Source organism: Streptomyces sp. 17_S59 (genome assembly GCF_056930295.1).
The window spans coordinates 7,012,171-7,039,163 of the sequence record NZ_JBXOWD010000001.1 but is presented as its reverse complement, the minus strand read 5'-3'; the positions used below and the strand labels follow the sequence as shown (position 1 = coordinate 7,039,163).

Below are 26,993 nucleotides of genomic sequence, written 5' to 3'. Positions count from 1 at the left end.
CGGGGGTCAGCAAGGTGCAGCAGAAGGACAACGACCACCGCCTCTCCCGTGACCCGGTCGCGATCGTCGGACTGGCCGGGATGTTCCCCAAGGCCCGCAGCGTGCGGGAGTTCTGGGACAACATCGTGGCCGGGCGCGATTGCCTCGAGGACGTCCCCGCCGCCTGGTGGGACCTGGACGACTACTACGATCCCGACCCCTTCGCCCCGGACAAGACCTACGGCCGCCGGGGCGGCTTCCTCACCCCCGTGACCTTCGACCCGCTCGAATTCGGCATGCCGCCCAAGACGCTGGACTCCACCGGGCTCGTCCAGCTGCTGAGCCTGACGGTGGCCCGTGACGTGCTGCGCGACGCCGCCCGGGGCCGCGTGGACTGGCACGACCCCGCGCGCACGGGAGTGGTCCTCGGAGTGTGCGGGACGAACACCACGCTGGTGCCGCTCGCCGCCCGGCTGCTGGCGCCGCCCGTGCTCAAGGCCATGCTCGACCGGGGCGTCCCCGAGGCCGAGGCCAGGCGGTTCACCCGCGCGTACCTGGCGGGCCTCCCCCAGTGGACGGAGGACTCCTTTCCCGGCATCCTCGGCAACGTTGTCGCGGGCCGCATCGCCAACCGGCTCGACCTGCGGGCCGCCAACCACACCGTGGACGCCGCGTGCGCCAGCTCGCTCGCGGCCGTGCGGGCCGCGGTCGACGAGCTGACCTGCCGCCGCGCCGACATCATGATCAGTGGTGGCTGCGACGCCGACAACTCGATCGTGTCCTTCATGTGCTTCAGCAAGACCCCCGCCCTCTCCTTCACCGGCCGGGTCCGCCCCTTCGACGCCGAGGCCGACGGCACCCTGATCGGCGAGGGCATCGGGATGCTGGCCCTCAAGCGGCTGGCCGACGCCGAACGGGACGGGGACCGCGTCTACGCCGTCCTGCGCGGGCTCGGCAGCTCGAGCGACGGCATCGGCAAGAGCATCTACGCGCCCTGCGGCCAGGGGCAGCTGACCGCCCTGCGCCGCGCCTACCACGACGCGGGCTGCCCGCCGGAGTCCGTCGAACTCGTCGAGGCCCACGGCACGGGGACCCCGGCCGGCGACGACGTGGAGCTGACCGCCCTCAACGAGCTGCTGGCCGGTTCGGGAGACCATCGGCACGTCGCGGTGGGCAGCATCAAGTCCCAGATCGGGCACACCAAGGCGGCGGCCGGGGCAGCCGGACTGATCAAGGCGGCGCTGGCCCTCCACCACAAGGTCCTCCCGCCCACCATCAACGTCGGCGAGCCCAGCGCCGCGGCCACGCCGGAGGGCGCCGTGTACGTCAACACGGCCGCCCGCCCGTGGGTGCGCGACCCCGGCCGTCCGGCCCGGCGCGCCGGGGTGTCGTCCTTCGGCTTCGGCGGGGTGAACTACCACGCCGTCCTGGAGGAGCACGCCGCGCATCCCGAGGACGGGGAGCGGGCCCTGCACGCGGTGCCGCGGGCCTGTCTGTGGCACGCCCCCGACCCGGAGGCGCTGCTCGCCCGACTGAGGGACGGTGCCGCGCCCGACGAGGGTCCCGTGCCGACCGGGCACGCACGCGTGGGCTTCGTGGCGGCGGACGCGGACCACCGTGCGAGGCTGCTCGCCGCCGCCGTCGAGAAGCTGCGCGACGCCCCCGGCGACTCCGCATGGCGGCTGCCCCCGGGCGTCCACTACCGCCGTGCGGCCCTTCCGCCCGGTGCCGGGGCCGGCGCGCTGTTCACGGGACAGGGCAACCAGTACCCGGACATGGGGCTGCGGGCCCTGCTGGCCGTGCCCCCGGTGCGGGCCGCCTTCGACGCCGCCAACGCCCTCTGGCCGCCCGGGGAGACCCTGGCCCGCGCGGTCTTCCCGCCGCCCCACGGCAAGGCGGACGAAGCCGACGCCGGGCGCCTGGACCGGACCGGCTACGCCCAGCCGGCGATCGGGGCGCTCTCCGCCGGGCAGTACCGCTTCCTGCGTGAGCTGGGCTTCGCTCCGCACGGCGTGCTCGGGCACAGCTTCGGGGAGCTGACGGCCCTGTGGGCGGCCGGAGGCATCGGCGACGAGGCGTTCCTCGCGCTCGCCCGAGCGCGCGGGCAGGCGATGGAGGTGCGGCCGGAGAGCGGTGCCGACCCGGGAGCGATGGCGGCCGTACGGGCGGCGCAGTCGCGCCTGGGGCAACTGCTCGGGGGTTTCCCCGGGCTGGTGGTGTGCAACCGCAACGCCCCCGACGAGCAGGTGGTGGGCGGGCCCACCGGGGAGGTGGAGCGGTTCGTCCGGCACTGCGCCGAGCAGTCGGTGCCGGCCAGGAGGCTGAACGTCGCGGCCGCGTTCCACACGCCGTTCGTGGCACACGCCGTCGAGCCGTTCGCCGCGGCCTGTGCAGGCGTCGACTTCACGGCTCCGGCCGTGCGCGTCCGCGCCGGGGCCCCGGGAGCGGTGTACGGAGCCGATCCGGAGGCCAACCGCCGTACGCTCACCGAGCAGTTGCGGAACCCGGTGGACTTCGCCGCCCGGCTGGCGGAGATGCACGCCGCGGGCATCCGGGTCTTCGTCGAGTTCGGGCCCAGGGACACGCTGTCCCGCCTGGTGGAACGCACCCTCGGAGGAGAGGACGTCGAGGCGATCCCCTGCGACCGCGGCGGCGGGACGGACGGCGCCGCGGCCCTCAAGGAAGCCGCCCTCCGGCTGGCCGTTCTGGGCTTCCCGCTGACGGGCATCAACCGCTATGACGCCCCGCCGCCGCCCGAGCCCCCCGCCCCGTCCACCATGGCCCGTCTGCTGGTGGGACCGAGCTTCGCGGCGCGCGCCCGGCAGGCCGCCGCGGAGCGGGAGGCCGCGGAACAGGGCCTCGCGCTACCGCGACTCGCCGGCGCGGCACCCGCCGTCACGGGCCCGGCTCCCTCGGGCAGCGACCCGCTGTCCCTGGCCGCCGCCGAGCACCTGACCACCCATGTGCGCTATCTGGACGGGCAGTTGAGCACCGCGCGGGAGCTGACCGCGCTGCTGCGGTCGCGTGCGGCGGACGGGCAGGTGGACGACGCCCTTGCCGCCGCCGTGACGGCCATCAGCGAGCACGGCATGGCCATGGGAGAGGCCCACATCCGCGCGAGCGAGGTGGTCGCGCAACTGCTGCACGGCGACGGCCCGGCACAGCCGCGGGACACCCTTCCGGCCGCGCCGGACCGGGACGCCGACGCGGGCTCGGCCGTCGCCGTGGCGCCGGTCGCCGCCGGCCCGCAGCCCGTCACCGCCCCGGCCCCGGCGGTGTTCCCGGCCGTCGAGGAGACGGAGGAGGAGATGCGGCCCGCCCTGGCCGAGCTGTTCGCGAACGACGGACGGCCCCCCGAGGGCGGTGTGCTGGACATCACGCAGGTGGACGCCGCGGAGGCGGAGCGGGTGTGCCGCCGCATCGTGGCCGAGAAGACCGGTTACGACGTCGACGCCATCCAGCCGGACATGTACATCCAGGAGGACCTCGGCATCGACTCCCTCAAGCAGGTGGAGATCGCCGCGGAGGTGTGGCGCCACTACCCCGTGATCAAGCGTGAGGAGCTGTTCCGGTTCAGCGAGGCCCGCACCGTCGGGGATCTGGGCAGGATGCTCCGGGAGGTCTTCAGCGGCCCGCAGTCGGAACTGCGGCACGAGGGCAGCGCGCCCTCCGGCGAGGCCCATGTCACGCTGCGCGTCCTGCCTCCCGTCGACGCCTGCACGGACGCCTTCCGGGACGGTCCGCGCGCCCTCCTGCTGGACGACGGCGGCGGCCTGTGCGCAGCGCTCGCCGAGGGCCTGCGGGCCCGGGGGTGGCGCGTGCACCGTCTGCTGCTCCCGGGCGTCGCGGGCGAGGGGGCCGACTGCCGGTCCCTGGAGGACTGGACGGAGGCGACGCTCTCCGCACGGCTGTCCGAGAGCCTGGCGGACCTGTCCGGGACGGATCTGTGCGTCGTGCCGGTGAGCCGGGAGACGCTCACGGACGCCGACCGGGCCGTCGAACGGCTGGCCCACGCGGTCCTGTTCGCCAAGCACGTCTGCCCGGCGCTGCGGGAGACCGCGGCCGGGGGGTCGCGCGCCGCCTTCACCACGGTGACCCGCATGGACGGCGCCCTGGGCTATGCCGGGGCCGGCCGGGAGCCCGTGGCCTCCCTCGCCGGGGGACTGGGCGGGCTGGCCAAGACCGTCGCCCTCGAGGCGTCCTCGCTCTTCTGCCGGGCGCTGGACTTCGCCCCGGGCCTGGACGGACCGGCCGTGGCCGAGGCATTCCTCCACGAGATCGCGGACATGGCCACCGACGTCGTCGAGGTCGCCCACGACGGGCAGCGGCGCCACACCACGACGCTGTCCGCCGAGCGGCCCGATCCGCTCCTGCCCTGCCCGCCGGACACCGCCGAACTGTCCGACGACGACGTCCTCCTGGTCACCGGAGGCGCGTCGGGGATCACGGCCTGGTGCCTCGCGGCGCTGGCCGAGGACCATCGCTGCGGCTATGTGCTCGTCGGCCGGACCCCGCTGACCGCTCCGGACGACGAGCCGTCGTGGGCGCGGCAGTTGCGGACCGGCGAGGAGCTGAAGCAGGCACTGGCCGAGGCTGCCGGAGACGGCGGTGACCTGCCCGAGGGCGTACCGGCCGGCTCGGACCCGGACCGGTGGGTGGCCGGTCTGCTCCATCAGCGTGAGATCCGGGCCTTCCTGGACGAACTGGGCTCGCGCGGAGTGCGGGCCGAGTACGTGGCCGTGGACGTGTGCGACGCGCGGGCCGTCGCCCGGGCCCTGGCGCCCTTCGCCCCACGGGTCACCGGAGTCGTGCACGCCGCGGGGGTGCTGGGCGACCGGCCGCTGTCGGAGATGACCGCCGACTCGGTCGGCCCGGTGATCGGCACGAAACTCGCCGGGCTGCACCACGTGCTCGAAGCCCTCGGCCCCGGCCGGATCCGCCATCTGACCGTGTTCTCCTCCGTCGTGGGCCTGTGGGGCAATGTGCGGCAGGCCGACTACGCCCTGGCCAACGAGGCGTTGATCCGCTACGCCTGCGCCGTGAAGGCGGCACACCCTTCCTGGCGGGTGGCCCCTCTCGTCTGGGGCCCGTGGGAAGGGGGCATGGCGCGCGCCGTCCACCGGCTGTTCCGTGCCGCCGGAGTCCCCGTGCTGTCCCGCGACACCGGGACTGCCTTCTTCCGCGACCGGATGCGCCGTGAGCGCACGCCGGACGAAGTCACCCTGGTCGGCCCGACGGAACCCTGGCTCCGCCAGGTCACCAGGCTTCCGGCCGGCGGGCTGACCGCCGTACGCGCGCTCGACGGGTTCGAGCGTGAGCCCGTGCTGGCCGATCACCGCGTGGAGGGGCATCCGCTGGTGCCCATGACCGCCCTGCTGGGGGCCGCCCTCCACACCGTCGAGCGCAGCCGCGGCGGGAACCGACCGGTCGTCCGGTGCAGCGACGTCCGCATCGTCCGGGGGCTGTACCTCAACGGCTCCCATCCGAAGGAGATCCACCTGCGTCTGGCACCGGCCGGGCAGCCGGACGCCGCACGGGTCAGCATGCACCATGGCGAAGGGACGGAGACCCAGCCGGTGTTCGAGGGCACGTGCGCGTGGGGCGAGCCCCTCGAAGCCCCCTCCCTGGAGCCTCCGGCACAGGGCCTGTCGCCGGAGCTGCACAGCTGCTACGCGGACGGGCTGCTGTTCCACGGCCCTTCACTGGCCGGACTGCGGACTCCCGTGGAGGAGGACGGCAGGCGGCTGGTCGTCCCCGCGAGGCTCGCCGATCCGGCCTTCGCCCGCGGTGCGTACGCGGGCCTGCTGTACAGCCCCTGCCTGGCCGATCTGCTCCTGCAGTCGGCCGCCCTGATCACCCACCGGCACTACGGCAGCCACTGCGCACCGGTGAGCGTCGACAGCGTGGAGCTGTTCGCACCGCTGCCCGACGACACGACCTTCCTGATCGTCTGTGAGCTGGTGTCCGCGAGTGCGCTCGATGGGCACTGCACCATCACCGCCTGCGACACCGGCGGGCGGGTCCTGCAGAGGTGGACCCGGCTGCGGATGCTCAACATGAGCGAGAAGCAGATGACGCGCACCCTCGCCAACTTCTACTCCTCCGGCCGGGGATCCGGCCCCCGCCACGGGCAGGCCGCGGGGGGTGTGGGCCATGGATGACATGAATGACGTGGATGAACTCGTCTTCGAGGGCACACCGCTGGTCCAGGTCACCGAGCCCGCCGCACCGGCACCGGCACCGGCCGGCCTCCCGGACCTGCCGGCCGAGCCGTCGGCGCTGGCCCGGCGGATGGCCCGGCAAGTGCAGCGCGCACACGCCGGGGTGGTCGACGTCCACCGGGCCATCGCCGCCTGGCAGGTCCGGTGTGCGGCGCGGGCCCGTATGGAGCAGGGCCGTGCGGAGGCGGTCGCCGACGCCGTGCCGAGGGCCGGACTCCCGGCGCTCCCGGCCGCCCCGGCGGTACGGCCGGAACCGGCTGCCGGCCTCCCGGACCGCCGCGACGTCCTGCCCGCGCTGGCCGGCTTGAAGGCGGAGTGGTCGGCCTACGCCGCGGGCTCCCCCAAGGCGGCGCCCGGGCGGCGGCCGGCCGAGTCGACGATCACGCCCTCACCGCGGCAATGGGCGGACACCGGCGGCCCAGTTGTCGTCCTCGGGGCGGCGGCCGCGGCCCTGTCCGGACCGGCCGGACCGCGGAGCTACGAGCTGACCTGGCCGGGCCTGGTACCGGCCGAACCCGTCACGCTCCGTACCCGCGTCTCCTCCGGCGCGGGCGGCCGCCCCGCCTGTCACGTCCACGCCGGGGACCGGCTGGTCCTCGTGCTCGGCGAAGCGGACCCCGACGAGCGGGGCGAGCAGCAGGCCGGCCGGGACCGCCCACCCCGCTTCCCGCCGGAGTTCCGCCCCCTGGCCCGTACATCGGTCGGCAGGCTGTCCGCCGCCGACCTCGACGCGCTGGCCCGGGGAGACATCGCGGGCGTCCTCGGCGACGCCTTCGCCCAAGGCCACCTCCCGCCCGATCGGCTGCCGCAGCCCTGGCCGGACCGGGTTCTGGCGGTAATCGGCCGCATCGAGCCGCGCGGCGGCGCCCACGGGCAGGGGCTGCTCACCGCCACCACCCGCCCGGCAGGCCCGGACGACTCCCCCGCGTGGCCGTCGGCGGTCACCGCCGTGACCGAGGTGCTGCGCGCCTACGCCTTCCACCGCGGCATGCATCTGTGCCTGCCCGGGGCGCATGTCGTCCCCCTGCCCGGATCGACGGCCCGGATCGACATCGTCCGCCCCTGGGAGCTGCGCGCGGGGCCGCTGCGCCTGACCGTCGAGGTGCGTGCCCTGGGCATGATGCCGCGCCCGTTCGTGACCGCCGACTGCGAGGTCGCCGGGCCGTCCGGAGAGATCGCAGGCCGCGTGCTCGGCATCGGCGTCGCCGTGTACGGGGTGCCGGAGGAGGATCCCCTGCTCCACCTGGAGCAACCCAACTGCCGCACGGTGTCGACGGGAGGCCCGGCTCTCTTCAACGAGCTGCACATGGCCCACGCCGCCGAGGGCGACATGAGGGCCGTCACGGTCGATGTGGGAGGTCCCCTGCCCCGGCACGAGGTACGGCCCCGGCTGCCGCGCGGCGACTTCCTCATGATCGACCGCGGTGTCCACGTCGAGAACAGCCCGCGTGAGGACCGGGTCGGCTCGTGGGGCGTCACGGAGTACGACATGCCCGAGGACCCCTGGTACGCCCGCGAGAACGGGTCCGGTGCCGTGCCCCACCTGGCCCTCATGGAGATCGCCCTGCAACCCGCCGGGCTGCTGAGCGGAATCGTCCTCGGCGTGACGCTCCGGTATCCCGACCAGGGTTTCGTGTGCCGCAATCTGGAGGGCCGCGCGCGGCTGCTGCGGGACGTCGACCCGCGCGGGAGGACCGTCGCGCAGCGCATCACGCTGCTGTCGGCGGCGGATCTGCCCGGAGCGGCCATGCACGGCTACGCGTTCGAACTGAGCATCGGGGGCGAGCCGTTCTACGCGGGAGAGGCGGTGCACGGCTACTTCACCCAGGAGGTGCTGGACCTCCAGCAGGGCATGGACAACGGCCGCGCCGTACCGCCGTGGCTCGAACGCCGGGCGAAAGTGCCGGCCGGGGCACGGACGCTGGACGCGCGCGGGGACGCCCGTCTCGGCAGCGGCAGGCTGGCCCTGCTGGAGGAGACGACCCTCGTCCCGGGCGGCGGCGAGCACGGTGCGGGCTACGTCCTGTGCAGCAAACCGGTGCGCCCGGACGACTGGTACTTCGACCACCATTTCTTCAAGGACCCGGTGATGCCCGGATCGGCCGGCGTGCAGATGCTGTTGCAGGCCGTCCAGGCGTTCGCCCTGTACACCGGCCTGACCGACGGCCTGCCGTGCGCGGACCTCCACCTCGTGACCGGCGAGGAGCTGCACTGGTCGTACCGCGCCCAGATCCTGCGCGAGCACCGGCAGGTGCGCGGCGAGGTGCACATCCGGAAGGTCCGCCGCGACCGCGACCGGCTGCTGGTGCGCGCCCACGGCAGCGTGTGGCGCGACGAGTTGCGGATCTACCACGTGGAGAACATCGTCCTCGGCACCCGGCCCCCGGCGCCGGGCGGGGCAGGGTCCTGATGGCGGTCCCGGAGCCGGTGCGCCACGACCCGGACGGCGTCTACGCGGTGCTCTCGGCGCTCGAGCGCCCCTGCTACGTCGTCGGCGCCGGAAGCCGGGTGGGGGTCTCGCACGCCTCCCCCGCACCGCGTGACGGTGTACTCCTCGCCGCGGTGGGCGCGATGCCCCCGGAGCGGCTCGGCTCCCCCGGCTTCCTGCGCCGTCACGGTGTGCGCCGCCCGTACATGGCGGGGGCGATGGCGGGCGGCATCGCCGGGACGCGCCTGGTCACCGCCCTCTCCCGGGCCGGCTGCCTGGCCGCGTTCGGGGCCGCGGGGGTTCCGGCGGCGCGACTCGACGAGGCGCTGGAGACCCTCGGGCGCGAGCTGGGCGACGCCCCGTACGCGTGCAACCTCATCCACACCCCGATGGCCCCGCAGCTCGAGCGCATCTGCGTGGACCTGTGCCTGCGGCACCAGGTGTCGTGCATCGAGGCCTCGGCGTTCGTCCAGCTCACCCCCGATCTGGTGCGGTACCGGCTGACCGGGCTGCGCCGCGACCCCCGCACCGGGGTCGCGGCCGACCACCGGGTCGTCGCCAAGGTCTCCCGTGCGGAGACCGCGGAGATGTTCCTCCGTCCCGCGCCCGAGCCGATGGTGGCCGCCCTGGCGGCCGAGGGGCGCATCTCGGCCGAACAGGCAGCGCTCGCACGCTCGGTGCCCATGGCCGATGCCGTCACCGTCGAGGCGGACTCCGGAGGGCACACCGACCGCCGGCCGCTCGCGGTGCTGGTGCCCGCGATGACGCGGCTGCGCGATCGTGTCATGAGCGAGGGGAACGGCTGCCTGCCCGTCCATGTGGGGGCGGCCGGAGGCCTGGGCTCCCCGCACGCCGTGGCGGCGGCCTTCGCGCTCGGCGCCGACTACGTCGTCACCGGCTCGGTGAACCAGGCCACCGTGGAAGCCGACACCTCACTGCCCGTCAAGCGCCTGCTCGCCCGGGCCGGGATCGCCGACTGCACCATGGCTCCGGCCGCCGACATGTTCGAGCAGGGCATCCAGGTGCAGGTACTGGGCCGGGGAACCATGTTCCCCGCGCATGCCGCCCTGCTGTACCGCCTCTATCGCGATCACGGCGGTCTTGAGGAGCTGTCGGCCGCCGACCGGAAGCGCGTGGAGGAGCGGGTGCTGCGCCGGCCGATTGCGGACGCCTGGCAGGAGACCGCCGCCTACCTGCGGGCACACCATCCGGGGCAGCTCTCCCGTGCCGTACGGGATCCCAAGCACCGGATGGCCATGGTCTTCCGCTGGTACCTCGCCATGGCCTCCCGCTGGGCGACCGCGGGCGACGCGGAGCGCGCCTCGGACTGGCAGGTCTGGTGCGGCCCCGCGATGGGGGCCTTCAACCTCTGGGCGGCCGGCAGCGCACTGGAGGCGCCGGAACACCGCTTTGCGGACCGCGTGGCCGACCACTTGCTGCGGGGTGCGGCGTATGTGACGAGGGTCGGTCATCTGCGGGCGCTGGGGGTGCGCGTTCCCGGCAGTTGTGCCGACTACCGCTTGCCTCACGCCTGATGCACGGATTTCCCGTCCTCGGTTCCGCGCCGCGAAGTTCGTAGATCTGCTTGTCGGATCCGATGAGCCGGCCGGGTGCACTTGCCCGGTGCGGGCGCGGTGACCGGCCGCCGGCTCCGGAGGGGTTCCGGTGTGCGCGGCATACAGTGAAGCGCTCTCGTCCGGTCCGGGCCTGCCTGTCCGCGGGAAGAGGAGACTTCATGGCTGATCGTTCCGTCGCGCCGCCCCTGCCCCCGGACGCCGTCGCCGTCGTGGGTGCCGCCTGCCGCCTGCCCGGCGGCATCCGGGACTTGAGCGGGCTGTGGGAGGCGCTGGCCGAGGGGCGGGACCTCGTCTCCGCTGCTCCGCCGGACGGGCGGTTCGACCCGGCGCGCTTCTTCGATCCGGATCCGGCGCGGCCGGGAAGGAGCTACACCTTCGCCGGCGGCTATCTCGACAACGTGACGGATTTCGACGCGGAGTACTTCGGGATCTCGCCGCGCGAGGCGGAGCGGATGGACCCGCAGCAACGGCTGCTGCTGGAGATGACGGCCGAGGCGTTCGACGACGCCGGCATCGACCCCGCCCGGCTGGCCGGCTCCGACACCGCCGTCTGCATCGGGGTGTCCGACACCTCGTACGCGGTGCTGCAGATGACGGCGTACGAGGACATCGACCCGCACACCATGACCGGCGGGGCGGCGTCGATCGCCGCGAACCGGCTGTCGCACACCTTCGACCTGCGCGGGCCCAGCATGGCCGTCGACACGGCCTGCTCCTCGTCCCTGGTCGCCCTGCACCAGGCGTGCGAGGCCCTGCGCAGCGGCCGCAGCCGGGTTGCGGTGGCGGGCGGGATCAGTCTCCTGCTCGGTCCGCATCCCTACATCGGCTTCTCCCGCGCCGCCATGCTCTCGCCGCGCGGCCGCTGTGCGGCGTTCTCGGCGGAGGCGGACGGGTACGTGCGTTCCGAGGGCGGCGGTGTGGTGCTGCTGAAGCGGCTGGCCGATGCGCTGGCCGACGGGGACCGGGTGCACGCCGTCGTCGCGGCGAGCGGCACGAACACGGCCGGGCGCACCGTGCACCTGGCCGTGCCGAGCGCCGACGTGCAGCGGCAGTTGCTGCACGACGTGCACGCGCGGGCCGGCATCGGCCCCGACGACCTGGTGTATTTCGAGGCGCACGGAACGGGGACCCCGGTCGGGGATCCGCTGGAGTGCCTGGCCGTCGGGCAGGCCGTGGCCGCACGGCGCAGCGGCGGCGCGCTGCCGATCGGGTCGGTGAAGTCCAACCTCGGGCACTCCGAGCCGGCTTCCGGAATGGCCGGTCTGTTCAAGGCCCTGCTGGTCCTGCGGCACGGCCGCATTCCGCCCACCCTGCACTGCCTGCCCGCCAACCCCGCGATCGACTTCCGGGGGCTGAACCTGGAACCGGTCACCGCCGTGCGCCCGGTGGCCCGCCGCGGCGGCTTCGCAGGCGTGAACAGCTTCGGGTTCGGCGGTGCCAACGCGCACGTGGTCCTGGCCGGTGCCCCGCCGCGGACCGTGACGGCGGACGGGTGCCGGGGCCCGCTGCCGGTGGTGATCAGTGCCCGCAGCCGCCCGGCACTCGCGCAGGCGGCCCGTGACATGGCGCAGCGGCTGGACGCCGCCTCCGGCGACGATTTCTACGACCTGTGCTGGACGGCGGGCGGGCGACGGGCCCGGCACCCGTACCGGGCCGCCGTCCTGGCCGACGGCCCGCGGGAAGCGGCCCGGCAGCTGTCGGAACTGGCGCGGGACGAAGGGGAACTGCGCGCGGTCGAAACGGGCGCGGCCCACGAGGGGCGTGTGGCCTTCGTGTTCTCCGGCAACGGCAGCCAGTGGCAGGGCATGGGCGCCGACCTGATGGCCGGGGAGCCCGCGTTCCGGACGGCCGTCGAGGAGGCGGACGGCCATCTGGCGCCGCGGCTGGGCTGGTCGGTGGCCGGGCTGCTGGCGACCGGCGGGCCGCCCGGGGCCATGGCCGATACGCGGTACGCCCAGCCCGCGCTGTTCGCCGTTCAGGTGGGGCTGGTGGCCCTGCTGGCCCGTTACGGGGTGCGTCCGCAGGCGGTGGTGGGGCACAGCGTCGGGGAGGTCGCCGCCGCGTACGCGTGCGGGGCGCTGGACCTGCCGGCCGCCGCGCGGGTCGTCGCCGAGCGCAGCCTCGCCCAGGCGTCCACCGCCGGGAAGGGCGCCATGGCCGTGGTCGCCCTCACGCCATGGGAGGCGGAGCAGGAGATCGCCCCGTACGGGGGTCTGCTGGAGATCGGCGCCGTCAACAGCGGCCGGGACGTGACGATCTCCGGCGAACGGCAGGCGCTCCGGAAGCTTCGGGACGTGCTCGCCGCCCGCCGGGTCCCGTGCCGCGAGCTGGACCTGGACCATGCCTTCCACAGCCCTGCCATGGACGGCATCGAGGAGCCGCTGCGCCACGCCCTCGCGGGGCTGGCCCCGGCCGCGCCCGGCTTGCCGATGTACTCCACCGTCACCGGGGAGCGGGTGCGGGCGGGGCAGCTCGACGCCGGCTACTGGTGGGACAACGTGCGCCGTCCCGTGCTGTTCGACCGGGCCGTGCGCCGTCTGGCCGAGGACGACGGCGGCCTCGGCACGGTCGTCGAGATCGGCCCGCAGCCGAGCCTGCACGGGCCGCTGACCCGGATCGCCGCCGAGTCCGCGGGCAGGGCCTTCACGGTGGTGCCCGCGCTCGGCCGGGGGCCCGGGGGCGTCGCGGCGGTCCGCCGGGCCGCGGCCCGGCTCGCCGCGGCCGGTGCGGGGGCGGGTGAGGAAGGCTGGTTCCCGCGCCGGGGGCGTGTCGTCGACCTGCCGGCCTACCCCTGGCAGCGCGAGCGGCACTGGTACGGCACTCCGGAGCACTGGATCCGTACCAGCGGCGACGGAGTCCTGGTGCACCCGCTCCTGGGCGAGCGCGCGCCGGTCCTCGAACCCGCCTGGCACGCGAGGGCCGAGCACACCCTCTGCCCCTGGCTGGCCGATCACCGTGTCGGCGGCACCGTGGTGATGCCGGCGGCCGCCTACGCGGAGATGGCGCTCGCCGCCGGCCGCGAGGTCTTCGGCACGGCCGTCGAACTCGACTGCATGGAAATGCCGTTGATGCTGCCCCTGCCCGGGGACGCGACGACCGTCCGGCTGCAGACCTCGTTGTCGGACGAGGACGGCATCTTCCGCGTGGCCAGCCGCTCGTCGGACACCGCCGGCTGGCGCCTGCACGCACGCGGCCGGGCCCGCCGCCTGGCCGGCGAGGCCCCGCCGCCCCTGGACGTGGCGCGGGTGCGCGAGCGCACGCCGCGCCCGGTCGGCGGGCCGGAGCACTACGCGGCGGCGGAGATGCGGTGGCTGGTGTACGGACCTGCCTTCCGGGTGCTGCGTGAACTGCGCGTCGGCGACGGCGAGGTGCTCGCGTCCTACCGCCATGAGGCGACGGACGGCGGGCAGGACACCTACGTCGTCCACCCTGCCCTGCTCGACGGTGCCTTCCAGGCCGGGATCCCGCTCCTGCCCGGCGTCACGGACACGTACCTGCCCGCGGCGATCGGCCGCCTGCGCGTGTGGCGCACGCCGTCTCCCACCGGTCTGGTCCACGTCCGTGAGCGCTCACGGACGCCTCGGGAGATCGTCTGCGACATCGCCGTCACCGACGACGCGGGCCGGGTCGGCATCGAGCTGAGCGGATGCCGCATGCACCGCTCCACGCTGCACGACGATCCTCCGCAGGAGTACGCCACCGTGCTGCGGGCGGCGACCCTGCCGAGGCGGCGGCCCCGGTCCGTCCCGATGCCGTCCCCCTCGGCAGTGCTGGCCGCGGCCCAGCCGGAGATCGACACGGTCCTGGAGGGCTGGGACGGGCAACGGCACGCGCAGTGCGCGGCCGCGCTCGCCCGGGCCGCGGCGTATGCCGCCGCCGAGGCGTTCGCCGAAATCCTGCCGGACCGGGCGTCGTTCACCGTCGACGAGCTGCCGGCGGCCGGGGTCCTGCCGGAGTACCGCCCCTACGCGGACATGCTGGCGCGTATGGCGCAGCGGCACGGGTTGCTGGAGGTGGTCGACGAACAGCGCTGGTTCCGGCGGGGGTCGGGAGACTTCGGCAAGGCCATCAGGGAGGTGCTGCGGGAGCACCCTGACCATCCGGCCACGGCTGCCCTCCACGGCCTGGGCGGGCTGTGCCTCGCCGATGTCCTGAGGGGCCGCCGCGATCCGGCGGGTCTGCTGTTCCCGGACAGCGGGCCACCGCTGATGCAGCAGCTGTACGACACCGAGCCGGTCTGTGCCCTGCAGAACCGGATCGCCGCGGCTGTGGTACGTGCCTTCGTCCGGGCGGTACCCGCGGACCGGCCGCTTCGGGTGCTGGAAGCGGGAGCGGGGAGCGGCGGGCTCACCGCTCGTCTGCTGCCGCTGTTGCCGCCGGAACGCACCGAGTACGTCTTCTCCGACGTCTCCGCGGCGCGCTTCCCCGCGGCACAGGATCGTTTCGCCGCCTATGACTTCGTCGAGTACCGCACGTTCGACCTCGACCGCGACCCTGCCGGACGGGAACTCACCCCGGGGAGCTTCGACCTGGTCGTGGCCGGGCACTCCCTGCACACCGCCCGGGACGTGGCGGCCGGCATCCGACGGCTGGCGCGGCTCCTGGCTCCCGGCGGGCAGCTGTGCGCCGTGGAGGCCCACGATCCCGAGTCCTTCGCCCTCAGTGCCGCGCTGCTGCAGAGCTTCTGGCATGCCGAGGACCGCGAGCTGCGGACCGGCTCGGTACTGCTGCCCCGTGACCGGTGGCCGGACGTGCTCCGCAAGAGCGGCTTCGGTGCCGTGGTGCAGGCCGGTACGGCGGAAGGGCCTCTCTCCGACCAGTTCTCGGTCTTTCTGGCCCGCCGCGACAAGGGCGAAGAGGCACCGGACGAGCCCCGCGACGAAACGGCAAGGACGGAAGGAGCGTCCGCCGCATGGGTCGTGGTCGTCGAGGACGGCTCGGAAGCAGACCTGATCGCTTCACTGACGGCAAGGCTCGGCGAGGGAGCCGCCCCCGTCCGCACCGTGACCGCGGAGCAGGCACGCACGGACCGGCGGTGTCTCTTTGACGGCTCGTCCTCGGCGGTCGACGCCGTGTTCGTGCTGAGCGAGGACGAGGACCGGGCCGTGTCCGAGGCCCCCGGGGAAGCGGTCGACCTCGCTGTGCGCCGAGTCGCCACCCTGCGGGAACTCGCCCGCGCCGTCGGGGGTGTCGAGGGCAGCGCGCTGCGGTCGCTGTCCCTCGTCACGCACCCCACCGGGGCCCTTCCCGCGCCCGAGCGCACGGCTTGTCCCGGTCAGGCGGCTCCTTGGGGTGCCGCGCGGACCCTCGCCAACGAGGCGACACGGCTGCCCGTCAGGCGGATCTCCCTGGAGCGCTCCGCGCGGCCGCAGGAGGACGGCCGCCGACTGGCCGACGAGCTGCTCGGGGCGGAATCGGGTGAGGACGAGGTCGTCCTCACCCGTGGCGGCCGGTTCGTGCCCCGCGTGGTGCGGGCCGCCGACCCCGTCGTCCCTTCTTCCGGACGCGAAGGCCCGTCCTGCTCGCTGTCGGTGGACGGCATCGGGCTCGGCTACCGGCTGCGCTGGGACGAGCAGCCCGTGCCCCGGCCACGGGCGGGCGACGTGGTCGTCGAGGTACGGGCCGCCGCCCTGAACTACCGGGACGTCATGATCGTGACGGGCCTGCTCCCCACGGCCGCCGAGGACGGCGTCGCTTCCGAGGAGTTCCTCGGCCTGGAGTTCGCGGGGACCGTCACGGCCGTGGGCCCGGGCGTGACGGGCCTGGCGGCCGGGGACAGGGTCCTGGGCCTGGCGCCGGGGGCGTTCACCACGCACGTCCGCGCCCGCGCCGCGCTGGTGCGCAGGATCCCCGACCGCCTGTCCTTCACGGAGGCGGCCACCCTGCCGACGGTCTTCCTCACGGTCCAGCACGGCCTGGAGGGGCCGGCCCGGCTGCGCGCGGGCGAGACGCTGCTCGTGCACGGCGGGGCGGGAGGGGTGGGCCTGGCGGCGCTCCAGTACGCCCGGCGGGCGGGTGCGCAGGTCGTCGCCACGGCGGGTTCGCCCGCCAAGCGCGACCTGCTGCGGCTGCTGGGGGCCGAGCACGTGCTGGACTCTCGCGGCCTCCGCTTCGCGGACCGGGTCCGGGACCTCACGGACGGGCGCGGGGTGGACGTCGTCCTCAACTCCCTCAGCGGGGAGGCCATGGCCCGCAGCATGGAAGTCCTCGCGCCGGGCGGCCGGTTCGTCGAACTCGGCAAGCAGGACGTGTATGCCAACCGCCGTGCCCTGCTGCGCCCGCTGGCCGCCAATGCGGCGCTGTTCGTCGTGGACGTCGCCCGGCTGACGGCCTCGGACACCGGGCAGGCCGCGGCCGTCCTCGACGCCGTGGTGCACCGGGTGCGGCAGGGCGAGTACCGCCCGCTGCTGCACCAGGTCTTCCCGGCGCCCCGTATCGGGGAGGCGTTCCGGCTGATGCAGCACTCACGGCACATCGGAAAGATCGTCGTTTCCTTCGACGAGCCGGTCCCGGTGCGGCCGGCCGCCGTGCCGCCCCGCGTGGACGCCGAGGGGACGTACCTCGTCACCGGGGGTCTCAGTGGTCTGGGAGCCGCCACCGCGCTGTGGCTCGCCGAGCGCGGGGCCCGTCACCTGGCCCTGGTCGGGCGCCGCGGCAGCAGCACGCCGGACGCCCCGGCGCTGCTCGCCCGGCTTGCCGCCCAGGGGGTCGCCGCGGAAGCGTACGCGGTCGACGTCACGGACGCCGACGCCGTGCGCAGGCTCGTCGAGGCCGTCGATGCCGGTGGGCATCCGCTCCGCGGCGTGGTCCATGCGGCCATGCACCTGGAGGACGACGAGCTGGCGGACCTCGACGACGAGCGCATCCGCGCCGTGCTGGCGCCGAAGCTGGGCGGTGCCCTCGTCCTCGACGGTCTCACCCGCGGCCGGGACGCCGGTCTCCTGGTGTACTCGTCCCTGAACGGCTGGGTCGGCAACCTCAAGCAGAGCAGCTACGCGGCGGGGAACCTCTTCCTGGAGGCATTGACCCGCGACCGGATCCGGGCCGGCGAACCGGCCCGCTCGGTGGCGTGGGGAGCCATTGCCGGGACGGGCTACGCTGCGCGCCATCGGCTCAATGCCGCCTTGGCCAAGGGCGGCTTGCAGTCGGTCACACCCGGCGAGGTGTGCACGGCTCTCGACCGGTTCCACGCCCGGGGCACGGGCGTAGCGGGCTTCGGCCGCTGTGACTGGAGCCGCATGGCGATGCTCATGCCCACGCTGACCGCCCCTCGCTTCACGCAGGTCATGCCGCGGACGGGCACGGACCCGGAGCGGGGCCCGGACGACCTGCTGGTGCGGCTCGCCTCCTCGCGGCCCGAGGAAGCGACGGATCTTCTGGAGCAGGCCGTCGCCGTCACGACCGCCGGGGTCCTGCGCATGCCGGTGGAGAACCTCGACCGCGCCAAACCCCTGCAGGCCTACGGACTCGACTCGCTCATGAACATGGAGCTGCTGGCCGAGCTGCGCCGCCGGTTCCACTGCGAGCTGCCGGTGATGGACGTGCTGCACAGCGACGGTTCCGTGCGGGGCCTCTGCGCGCTGCTGCTGCCTCGGCTGACGGCGGATCCCGCGGACCGCTCCCCGCACGTGCCCCGCCCGCGCAGCTGACGGCCCGTCGGATCGACGGGATCACCAGGTGGGCGGCCCGGGCCACAGCCCTTCCGCGAAGCCGGGGTGAACGGATCCGGCCGACGGCACCGGGTCCGGCTCCTCGTCCTCCTCCGCGTCCGGGTGGGACGCGTCGTGGGGAAGGCTGCACAGGGGGATGCGGATTGCGGAGGGCCGGTCCGGGTCGTGGAAGACCTCCTGCTCGGCAGGGCGCATGAAGCCGCTGAGGTCGAGCAGGTCCGCGCTCCCGGTGTGCCGTGCGACGCGCGGATGGCCACCGCTGCAGATCTGGACGCGCACCCGGTGCCCGGCCCGGAAGCGGTGCCCGGCGGGCCAGAGTTCGACGGACACCCGGTGCACCCCGTCGGCGTCGCAGGGGCCGCGGTTGTCCGGGGTGACGCGGCGGATTCCCTCGCACACGTTCATCGAGGCGCCGTCGGGGTGCACGTCGCAGATCCGCACCCCGCAGTCGGTGTGCGTCCGGGAGGAGCGCAGGTGGATCTCGGCCGTGACCGGTCCGATCATCTCCAGGGGGGCGGCCAGCGGGGCGCTGGTGTAGGTGAGGACGTCGGCGCGCTTCTCCACGTCCCGGCAGTCCTCGGGCCGGGAGTCGCCGAAGATCGCCGGGCCGCGGGGGACGGGCGTGGGATCGGCCGGGTCGTACCGGTAGCGGCGGGGCTCCCCGCGGCCGGGCGGCACCGGGCCCAGGCTCCCGTCGGAGTGCAGGTACCACGGCTGCGGCACCGTCCCCGGCGGTGGCCAGTCCGGGTACTCGCGCCACTCCTTCGCCCCGGTGACGTACAGCCGTACGGGCGAGCCGCGCAGGGCGCGGGCGCCCGTCACGTGGGACCGGAAGAACTCCGCGGCCTCGCGCAGGGCCACCGGGAGAAGGCGCCGGTCGCAGTGGTACCAGGGGCCGATGGTCAGGTACGGCCGGTGGCCCGCGGCGCGCAGGGCGCGGTAGTCGCGGAGCTGGCCGGGCAGGAAGACGTCGTACCAGCCCGCCAGGAAGTGGACGGGCACGGTGGTGCGGCCGACGAGGTGCCCGGCGTCGAGCCGGGCGCGCAGGGGGCCGTCGGGACCACCGTTGGCCAGCAGCTCCTGGAAGAGGGGCATGGGCATGCCGCAGGCCACGGTGTCGAGTTCGTGGACGGGCCGTCCGGAGGCCAGGGCGCGCCGCACGCGGTGGGGAAGCGTGGCGATGCGCGAGTGGTCGCGGCTGGCGCACCAGTAGAGGCTGGATTCGAGGGCGAAGGCGCCGCCGGGGTAGACGGCGTCGACGAGGGAGGACGCCGCGATCTGCACCGACATCGCCCTGCACTCGGGAACGTCGTGGGCCAGCGGCCACTGCACATAGCCGGTGGCGCTCGGCCCGTACATGACCAAGGTGCCGTCGAACCACGGCTGTGCGCGCAGCCAGGCCATCGTGGCCAGGCCGTCCTCCCGTTCGCTCCCGGGGTCCTGGAGGGAGCCGAGGCCGTGGGAGACGTCCCGGGTCTCCTGGACCACGACGTGGAAGCCGTGCCGGGAGAAGTACTGCCCGTAGATCAGTCCCATCGGAACGCGCCCGACGGGGGAACGGACGAGCACGGTGGGGCCGCCGCCCCCGGACGGGGCGTAGTGGTCGGTCGGCAGTACCGTGCCGTCCGCCATGGGGACGGGGATGCCGCGGCGGCTGCGCGTGTCGCGGTCCCGGCCCCGGATGTCGAGGGCACGGCGGTGTTTCCCGGGCGACATGGGTTCCTCTCCGGCGGGAAGGGCTGGGGGAAGGGCGGGGGTTCACTTCAGCGAGTGGAGGCACCTGCGGGCGAGGTCGCCGATCGACGTGCTGTTGACGATCTCCAGCATGGGCAGGGTGCAGCCGAGCCGTCGCTGGAGGGCGCCCATGAGTTCGGCGCCCATGAGGGAGTCCACGCCCAGATCCGTCAGGGAGCGGTCGGGCGGCAGCCGGTCGGGGGTCGTCTGGAGGATGTCGGCGAGGGTGCGGGTGAGGGCGTCGGTGATCAGGGCGAGGGCGGACTCGGGTGTGGCGTCGGCGAGTTGGGCGGCGAGGGTGTCGTCGGACTGCTGCCCGCCGTGGTCCTGGGGCAGGACGGTGGCGAAGCGGGCGGCGGCCGGGGCCTGCTGCGAGGCCCGCCGCCAGTCGACGGCGGCCAGTGCGGCCACGTCGTCGCCCTCGGCCAGGAGGGCGCCCAGGGGCCGCAGGAGTTCGGCGGCGGGGAGGGGCGGCAGGCCGACGGACCCGAGGTAGGCGGTCATGTCGTTGCGGGCGGCGTGGCCGACGTCGGCGACCGCGCCCCAGCCGACGGCCAGCGCGGGCCGGCCGTCGCGGCGGCGGTTCCGGGCCAGGGCCTCCAGGAAGAGGTTGGCGGCCGCGTAGTTGCTCTGGTGGAGGTTGCCGGTCAGCGCGGCGACCGAGGAGGCGAGCAGGAACAGGGTGAGGTCGCGGTCGCGGGTCAGCTCGTCCAGCACGGCCGCGCCCGCCGCCTTGGGGGCCAGGACGTTCCGGAAGCTCTCGTCGGTGAGGTCCATCAGGGGTCCGTCGTCGAACGCGGCAGCCGCGTGGACGATGCCGCGCAGGGGGTGGTCCGGGGTGTCGACGGCGTCCAGGACGGCGCGCATGGCGCGGGCGTCGCCCGCGTCGGCGGCGTGGGCGGTCACGTGCACGCCCTGCCGGTGCAGCTCGTCGAGGACGGCGGGGGCTTCGGGGGTGTCGGCGCCGCGCCTGCCGACCAGCGCCAGGTGGCGCGCGCCCTGCCGGGCCAGCCACTGGGCCGTTGCGCCGCCGAAGCCGCTGAGGCCCCCGGTGACGAGGTAGGTCGCCTCGGGGTCCAGGCCGGCCGCCGGAGTCTGCCGCTCCACCGGGGGCGGGGATTCCAGGGAGATGACGACCTTGCCGATGTGGCGTGAGTGCTGCAATGCCTCGAAGGCGTCCGCGATCCGGCCGGCGGGGTAGGTGTGGTGCAGGATGGGTCCGTAGACGCCGTCGTGCACGCGCGCGGCGATCTCGGGGCCCTCGACGCTCGCGATGTCGGGGTGGTGGGTGAGGAGTTCGTGGATGTCCCCCACCGCCGACAGCGTGAGGTTGTTGAGGAAGGGGCGCAGCAGCAGCGGGGTGTTGCCGTAGAGGTCGCGCTTGCCCAGTTCGATGAAGCGGCCGCCGCTGCGGAGCGACTCCAGTCCGCGGCTGATGGCCTCGCCCGCGAGGGAGTTGAGGACGACGTCGACGCCCTGGCCGCCGGTGATCTCCTTGACCTGGTGGGCGAAGTCCAGGGAGCGCGAGTCCAGTACGTGCCGGACGCCGAGCAGGCGCAGCAGATCGCGTTTGGCGGGGGTGCCCGCGGTGGCGATGACATGGGCGCCGACGTGCGCGGCGTACTGGAGCGTGGCCAGCCCCACGCCGCCCGCCGCGCCGTGCACCAGGACGGTCTCGCCGGGGGCGAGCCGGGCCAGCCGGTGCAGGCCCTGGTGGACGGTGAGGTAGACACCGGGCAGGGTGGCCGCCCGGCAGAAGTCCATGCCGCCGGGGATGTGGCCGGTGAGGTTCTCCTGGACCGTGGCGTGCGAGGCCAGCATGTCGGAGCCGAAGCCGAAGACCCGGTCCCCCACCGCGAAGCGGGTCACGCGGGAGCCGACGGCGGTGACCACACCGGCGCACTCGAGGCCGAGGCCGCGCTCCTTGCCGGGTGCGTCGCCGCTCCGCGGCGTGCCGAGCGGGATGAGGTCCAGGGCCTGCAGGACGTCACGGTAGTTGAGTGCGGCGGCCCGTACGGAGACGAGCACCTCGTCCGGCCCCGGCCGGGGGGCCTCGGCGGGTGCCCACGCCACCCGGTAGGCGCGTCCGGGGGTGTGCAGCCGCAGGGCGAAGGGGGTGCCGGGCGGTGCGGGGGCGGTGGTGGTGAGCGCGGGTCGTGCGTGGATCCTGGGCACGAAGCGTCCGGAGGGGGTGAGGACGATCTCGTCCTCCGCGGTGGGGTCGGCGAGTTCCGCGGCCAGGCGGGCGGCGTCGGCCTCCGGGCTGTCGCCGCGCTCCAGGGAGACGCGGCGCACGGCGAGCCGGGGGTGCTCGATGCCGATGCAGCGGGCCGCTCCCCAGAGCGTCGCGGCCTCCGGTGCGCAGGGGCTCTCGGGGGCGGGCAGCGCTCCGGTCGGGGGTGTGGTGAGCCAGAGGGCGACGTCGTTGCGCCGCGCGGCGGAGGCGACCACGGCGCGCAGCGCCGCCAGGCGGCGCACGGCACGGTCGGTGTCGAGGGGGGCGGTGGGCTGCTCGTCCTCGGCGAACAGCAGGAGTACGCCGAGGTCGCCGGGGTGCTCGTCGAGCAGGGCCGGCCAGTCGTCCTGTCCGGTGCCCAGCGTGGTCCGGGACGCCCCGAGGCTGCGGACGAGCACGTCGGCGAGCGGGTCGGCCGGGTCCTCCGCGGCGACGATCCAGCCGCCCGGCCGTGCGGCGGGAGCGGCTGCGGGAGCGGGGTGGGTACGGCGCGGCCGCTGCGCGAGGAGGAGGGAGGCGGTGCCCCGTCCCAGGGCCACGGGGTCGTGGAATCCGGCCTCCGCCAGGGTCCTTGTCCATGCGTCGGCGGACAGCAGCGGTCCGGTGGGGCGCAGTGCAGTGTCGTCCTGCTCCCAGAAGCCGGGCAGGAGGCCGGACAGCAGGGCCTGCGCGGCCGGGTCGTGGGCCTCCGTGGCGAGGAGGTGGCCGTCGTCGGCGAGGAGCGTGCGGATGTGGGCGAGCGCGCTCCGCAGGTCGCGGGCGGTGTGCAGGGCGTGCCCGGCGATCACGATGTCGAACCCGGCCTCGGGCAGGCCCTGTTCCACGGGGTCCCGGTCGAGGTCCAGGGTGCGGTGCTCGACGAAGTCGTGGTCCCGGAACTTGTTCCGGAGGCGGGGGACGTGGCCGTCGGAGACGTCGGTGCAGAGGTAGCGGGTGCGTTCGGGCGGCAGGACGGGCAGTGCGAACGCGGTGGTGCCGCCGCTGCCCGCGCCGACTTCGAGGACGCGCAGCGGCCGGTCGGCGGGCCAGTCGGCGACGGCGGCCGCCAGGGCCGCGCGGACGGCCCGGCCGTCGGACCGCGCCGGGCCGCCCCCGGCGTGGTACTCCTCCAGCAGGGGCCGGTTGGTGGCCGTGAGGAGGACGTCGGCCGGGTCGAGGCGGCCGCGCAGCACCTCGAGGAGCCGTGAGCCGCAGGTGCCGAGCAGGGCGAGGGCCACGGCGAGGTCGGGGTGGCGCCGGGTGAGTTCGCGGAACCGTTCCTGCGGTGCCGGTGGCCGTACGACGCGCCACCGCGCCCCGTCCGGTACGACCAGTCCGTGGGAGTGTGCCGCCTCCAGCAGCACGCCGAGGAGCTTCGCGCAGTGCGCCGCCGCTCCCGCGTCGATCAGGTCGGCCACGTCGAAGGCGGCGGTCCCCGGGCCGGGCAGGAGGTCCGTGACGGCGGCGGTCCCGAAGTGCGCCGCCAGCTCCCGGGCCGCGGTGGAGGCGTGGTCGTGCTCCTCCGGGTCGCGCACCACGTGCCGGCAGGCTTGCGCGAGGGCGGCGGGGGCGGGCAGCGGGCTGGGGCCGGGGTCCTGGCCGGGGCGGCAGGCGGCCCGCAGCACGGTGGAGTGGCGCACGGCGCCGGGGGCACCGGGCCGGTGGAAGCGGCGCAGCCGGACGCCCTCCAGCGAGAGGCACACCTCGCCGTCCGGGTCGAGGACGGTGAGGTCGAGCAGCGACTCGCGGGCGGAGCGGGCGCGCAGCCGGGCGTGGAAGTGGCCCGCGGCGGGCAGCGGCCGCCAGGCGCGCACCCGGTCGATGGAGGCGGGCAGGCAGGGCTCGCGGTGGACGGCCAGTTCCTCGAGCAGGACGAGGCCGGTCTGGACCGCGCCGTCGAGCAGGGCGGGGTGCGCCTCGTAGCCGGACAGGTCGGCTCCGGTGGTGTAGCGGGTGAGCGACTCTCCCTCACCGATGTGGATGTCCTCGGTCAGCACCAGGAAGTCGGGCCCGTACTGGACGCCGACGCTCTCGATCAGCTCGTAGAACTCCCCGGCCGTCCAGCGGTCCGGCAGTGCGGCGGCGAGCCGGTCGACGTTGATGCGCCCGGGCCGGGGTTCGAGGAGCCTGCGGATCCGTCCCCGGGCGTGTTCCTGCCAGGCGTCGCCGTCCTCGCCGCGGCTGGCGATCCGGACGAGCCCGTCGTCCGTCGACAGCATCGTCTGGGTCTGGAGTTGCCGGTCGCTCTCGAAGGGCAGGACCAGCGCCCGGGGAATGGCGAGGTCGGTGATCTCCACGGCGGTGTCCCAGGTCCGCCGGCCCGCGGCCAGTGCCATTTCCGTGAAGCCGGTGGCGGGCATGAGCACCGCGTCGGCGATCCGGTGGCCCTCGAGCCAGGGGGCGCGGGCGGGGTCGAAGGGGCCGTGCCAGGAGGGCTCGGCCAGGCCGGCGCGTTCGCCGAGCAGGGGGTGGTCGACCGTCCCGTCGCCGCAGCGGCGCGCCCACACCTTGCAGGAGCCGTTCCAGTGGCGTTCGCGCTGCCAGGGGTAGGCGGGCAGGTCGACCACCCGGCCGGGCCGGGGGAAGAAGGGCGCTCCCGCGTCGCCGGCCGCCGCCAGGTGGCCGAGGGCGGTGCGCACCGCGGTCAGCCCGGGGACGTTCCGGCTGAGGGTGGGCACGACGGTGGTCGTGCGGCCGGGTACCGGCCGCCGCAGGTAGCCGCTGAGCACGGGGTGCGGGCCGACCTCGACGAAGATGTCGCAGCCCCGGTCCCGGAGTTCGGCGACGGCCGGGGCGAACAGCACCGGGTCGCGCAGGTTGCGCCACCAGTAGGCGGCTCCCATCTCGCGGCCGGTCAGCACGGTGCCCGTGGTGGCCGAGGCGTACGGGGTGTGGGCGCGGTGCGGCTTGAGGTCGGTCAGGGCCTGCAGGATGCGGTCCTGGAGGCCGTCCATGGCGTGGCTGTGGAAGGCGTACGCCAGGCCCAGGTCCTGGCAGAAGATGCCGCGTTGCCGCAGGTCGTCGGCCAGTTCGGCGAGGGCGGCCCGGTCCCCGCCGACGGTCACGTCGCGCGCGGTGTTGACCCCGGCGACCTCCAGCCGGCCGGCGTACGGGCGCAGCAGCCGGCGGGCCTGTCCCTCGTCCGTGCCGATCGCCGCCATGCCCCAGTCGCCGGCCGTGGACTCCTGGGCCCGGGAGCGCTCCACCACGACGTGTGCGGCCGCGCCGAGTTCGAGGACCCCGGCCGCCCATGCGGCCGCCATCTCGCCGGAGCTGTGCCCGACCACCCCGGCAGGCCGGACCCCGTGTGCCCGGAGCAGTTCGACCAGTCCCACCTGCACGGCGAACAGCAGGGGCTGGGCGACGTCGGTGCCGTCCCCGCGCCGGCACTCGGTGAGTTCGTCCAGCACGGACCAGCCGAGCAGGGGGCGCAGCGCGTCGTCCGCCTCGGCGACCGCCGCGCGGAAGACGGGCTCGGCGGCCAGCAGGTCCGCGCCCATGCCGGCCCATTGGGAGCCGTTGCCGGAGAACGCCAGGGCCACGCTGCCGCGCTCGGCGGCGGTCGCCGCGGCGCCCGCGGTGTGCTTCTCGCCGCCGGCCAGCCGCCGCAGTGCAGCGGCCGCCTCGGCGGGGGTGTCGGCCACCACGGCCGCCCGGTGCGGGTGGTGTCCGCGTCTCCGGCTGGCGGTGTACGCGAGGTCGTAGAACTCCTCCTCCGCGCAGCCGTCGAGCCGCTCGGCCATGTGCGTGGCCGCGGTGAGGGCCGCTTCGGGCGTGCGGGCCGACACGACGACGGGCAGGGGGCCCGTGGGCCGTGCCGTCCCGGGCCGCTCGGGTCCGGTGGTGAGCGCGATGTGGGCGTTGGCCCCGCCGAATCCGAAGGAGTTCACTCCGGCCACGGCCCGGCCGCCGGGCACCCGCTCCAGCTCGCGGGGCTCGGTGGCGGGTGCGAGGCGCAGGCCGTCGAAGTCGATGGCGGGGTTCAGCGGGAGGGCGTGCAGGTTGGCCGGTACCCGGCCGTGCCGCAGGACCAGCATGGCCTTGAACATGCCTGCCATGCCCGAGGCCGGCTCCAGGTGTCCGAGGTGGCTCTTGACCGATCCCACGGGCAGTGCCCGGCCGGAGGCCCGCCGGGTGGCGAGGGCCCGCCCGACGGCGCGGCACTCCGTGGGGTCGCCGATGGGGGTGCCGGTGCCGTGCAGCTCCAGGTAGGCGAGTTCGTCGGCGTCGACGCCCGCCGTTTCGTACACCTCGCGCAGCAGTGCCTCCTGGGCCTCCGCGCTCGGCTGGGCCAGGCCCGGGGTGCGCCCGTCCGTGTTGACGGCACTGCCGAGGACGACCGCGTGCACCCGGTCGCCGTCCGCCAGGGCGCGGGACAGCGGTTTGAGGAGGACCAGGCCGCCGCCCTCTCCCCGGGCGTAGCCGTCGGCCGCGGCGGAGAACGTGCGGCAGCGGCCGGTGGGCGAGAGCATCGACGCCTTGGCGAAGCCGACGAACTCGAAGGGGCTGAGGAGCAGGTGCACGCCGCCTGCCAGCGCCGCCCCGCAGCGGCCGGTGCGCAGGGCCTCGCAGGCGTGGTGCAGGGCGACCAGGGCGGAGGAGCAGGCCGTGTCCACGGCGAGGCTGGGGCCGCGCAGGTCCAGGAAGTGCGAGACGCGGTTGGCGACGTTCGAGGTGGCGCCGCCCGTCATGGTGTAGGCGTCGGTGGACCGCTCGTTGAGGCCCTGGAGGACGGCGAAGGAGGGGCTGGAGACGCCCGCGTAGACCGCGGTGTCGGAGCCTGCGAGGGCGGCCGCGGCGATGCCGGCGTCGTCGAGGGCCTCGACGGCCATCTCCAGGAAGAGCCGCTGCTGGGGGTCCATGCGGCCCGCCTCGCGGGGCGAGATGCCGAAGTAGCCGGCGTCGAATCCGTGGACGTCGTCGAGGAATCCGCCCGCGAGGGTGTAGGTCTTCCCGGGGCGCCAGGGCACGGGGTCGGACCACCGGTCCGGGTCGAACCGGCCGGCGGGGAGTTCGCCGACGAGGTCCCGCCCCTCGGTGAGCGCGGACCACAGCCCGTCGAGGCTGGTGATCCCGCCCGGCAGCCGGCAGGCGGCACCCACGACGGCAATGGCGCCGGAAGTGTCGGGGCACGTCATGGGGAACTCCTTCTTACCGGGGAAGAGAGGG

At 75.0% G+C, this 26,993-nt stretch carries 6 protein-coding genes; 4 read left to right on the top strand and 2 right to left on the bottom strand.

What is annotated here, in order from left to right:
- The first annotated feature begins 14 nt into the window (after positions 1-14).
- The 4 genes from AC1Z4A_RS31660 (at position 15) to AC1Z4A_RS31645 (ending at position 17,854) form a co-directional block, all read left to right on the top strand.
- The gene (locus tag AC1Z4A_RS31660; protein ID WP_483683321.1) at positions 15-6,140 is read left to right on the top strand and encodes a beta-ketoacyl synthase N-terminal-like domain-containing protein; all 6,126 of its coding nucleotides are present in this window, start codon (positions 15-17) and stop codon (positions 6,138-6,140) included.
- Complete coding sequence (locus AC1Z4A_RS31655) at positions 6,133-8,610, top strand: 3-hydroxyacyl-ACP dehydratase (protein WP_483683320.1); 2,478 nt, start codon at positions 6,133-6,135, stop codon at positions 8,608-8,610. The genes AC1Z4A_RS31660 and AC1Z4A_RS31655 overlap by 8 nt, the downstream gene beginning before the upstream one ends.
- On the top strand, positions 8,610-10,163 hold the full coding sequence (locus AC1Z4A_RS31650; RefSeq protein WP_483683319.1) for a PfaD family polyunsaturated fatty acid/polyketide biosynthesis protein: 1,554 nt from the start codon (positions 8,610-8,612) through the stop codon (positions 10,161-10,163). Before AC1Z4A_RS31655 ends, AC1Z4A_RS31650 begins: the two co-directional genes overlap by 1 nt.
- 200 nt (positions 10,164-10,363) lie before the next feature.
- Positions 10,364-17,854, top strand: a complete 7,491-nt coding sequence (locus tag AC1Z4A_RS31645; RefSeq protein WP_483683318.1) for an SDR family NAD(P)-dependent oxidoreductase — start codon at positions 10,364-10,366, stop codon at positions 17,852-17,854.
- A 21-nt stretch (positions 17,855-17,875) separates the two neighbouring features.
- On the opposite strand, the gene AC1Z4A_RS31640 is transcribed toward AC1Z4A_RS31645, so the two are convergent.
- Positions 17,876-19,591, bottom strand: coding sequence for a CocE/NonD family hydrolase (locus AC1Z4A_RS31640; protein WP_483683317.1), 1,716 nt, complete (start codon positions 19,589-19,591; stop codon positions 17,876-17,878).
- Positions 19,592-19,633: 42 nt separating this feature from the next.
- Positions 19,634-26,962: an SDR family NAD(P)-dependent oxidoreductase gene (locus AC1Z4A_RS31635; RefSeq protein WP_483683316.1), complete on the bottom strand. Its 7,329-nt coding sequence runs from the start codon at positions 26,960-26,962 to the stop codon at positions 19,634-19,636.
- Positions 26,963-26,993: the final 31 nt, after the last annotated feature.

What these genes read in the sequence shown, in the direction of transcription:
- AC1Z4A_RS31655 (WP_483683320.1), top strand. Translation starts at nt 6,133, where the DNA reads ATGGATGACATGAATGACGTGGATGAACTCGTCTTCGAGGGCACACCG.
- AC1Z4A_RS31650 (WP_483683319.1), top strand. Translation starts at nt 8,610, where the DNA reads ATGGCGGTCCCGGAGCCGGTGCGCCACGACCCGGACGGCGTCTACGCG.
- AC1Z4A_RS31645 (WP_483683318.1), top strand. Translation starts at nt 10,364, where the DNA reads ATGGCTGATCGTTCCGTCGCGCCGCCCCTGCCCCCGGACGCCGTCGCC.
- AC1Z4A_RS31640 (WP_483683317.1), bottom strand. Translation starts at nt 19,591, where the DNA reads ATGTCGCCCGGGAAACACCGCCGTGCCCTCGACATCCGGGGCCGGGAC.
- AC1Z4A_RS31635 (WP_483683316.1), bottom strand. Translation starts at nt 26,962, where the DNA reads ATGACGTGCCCCGACACTTCCGGCGCCATTGCCGTCGTGGGTGCCGCC.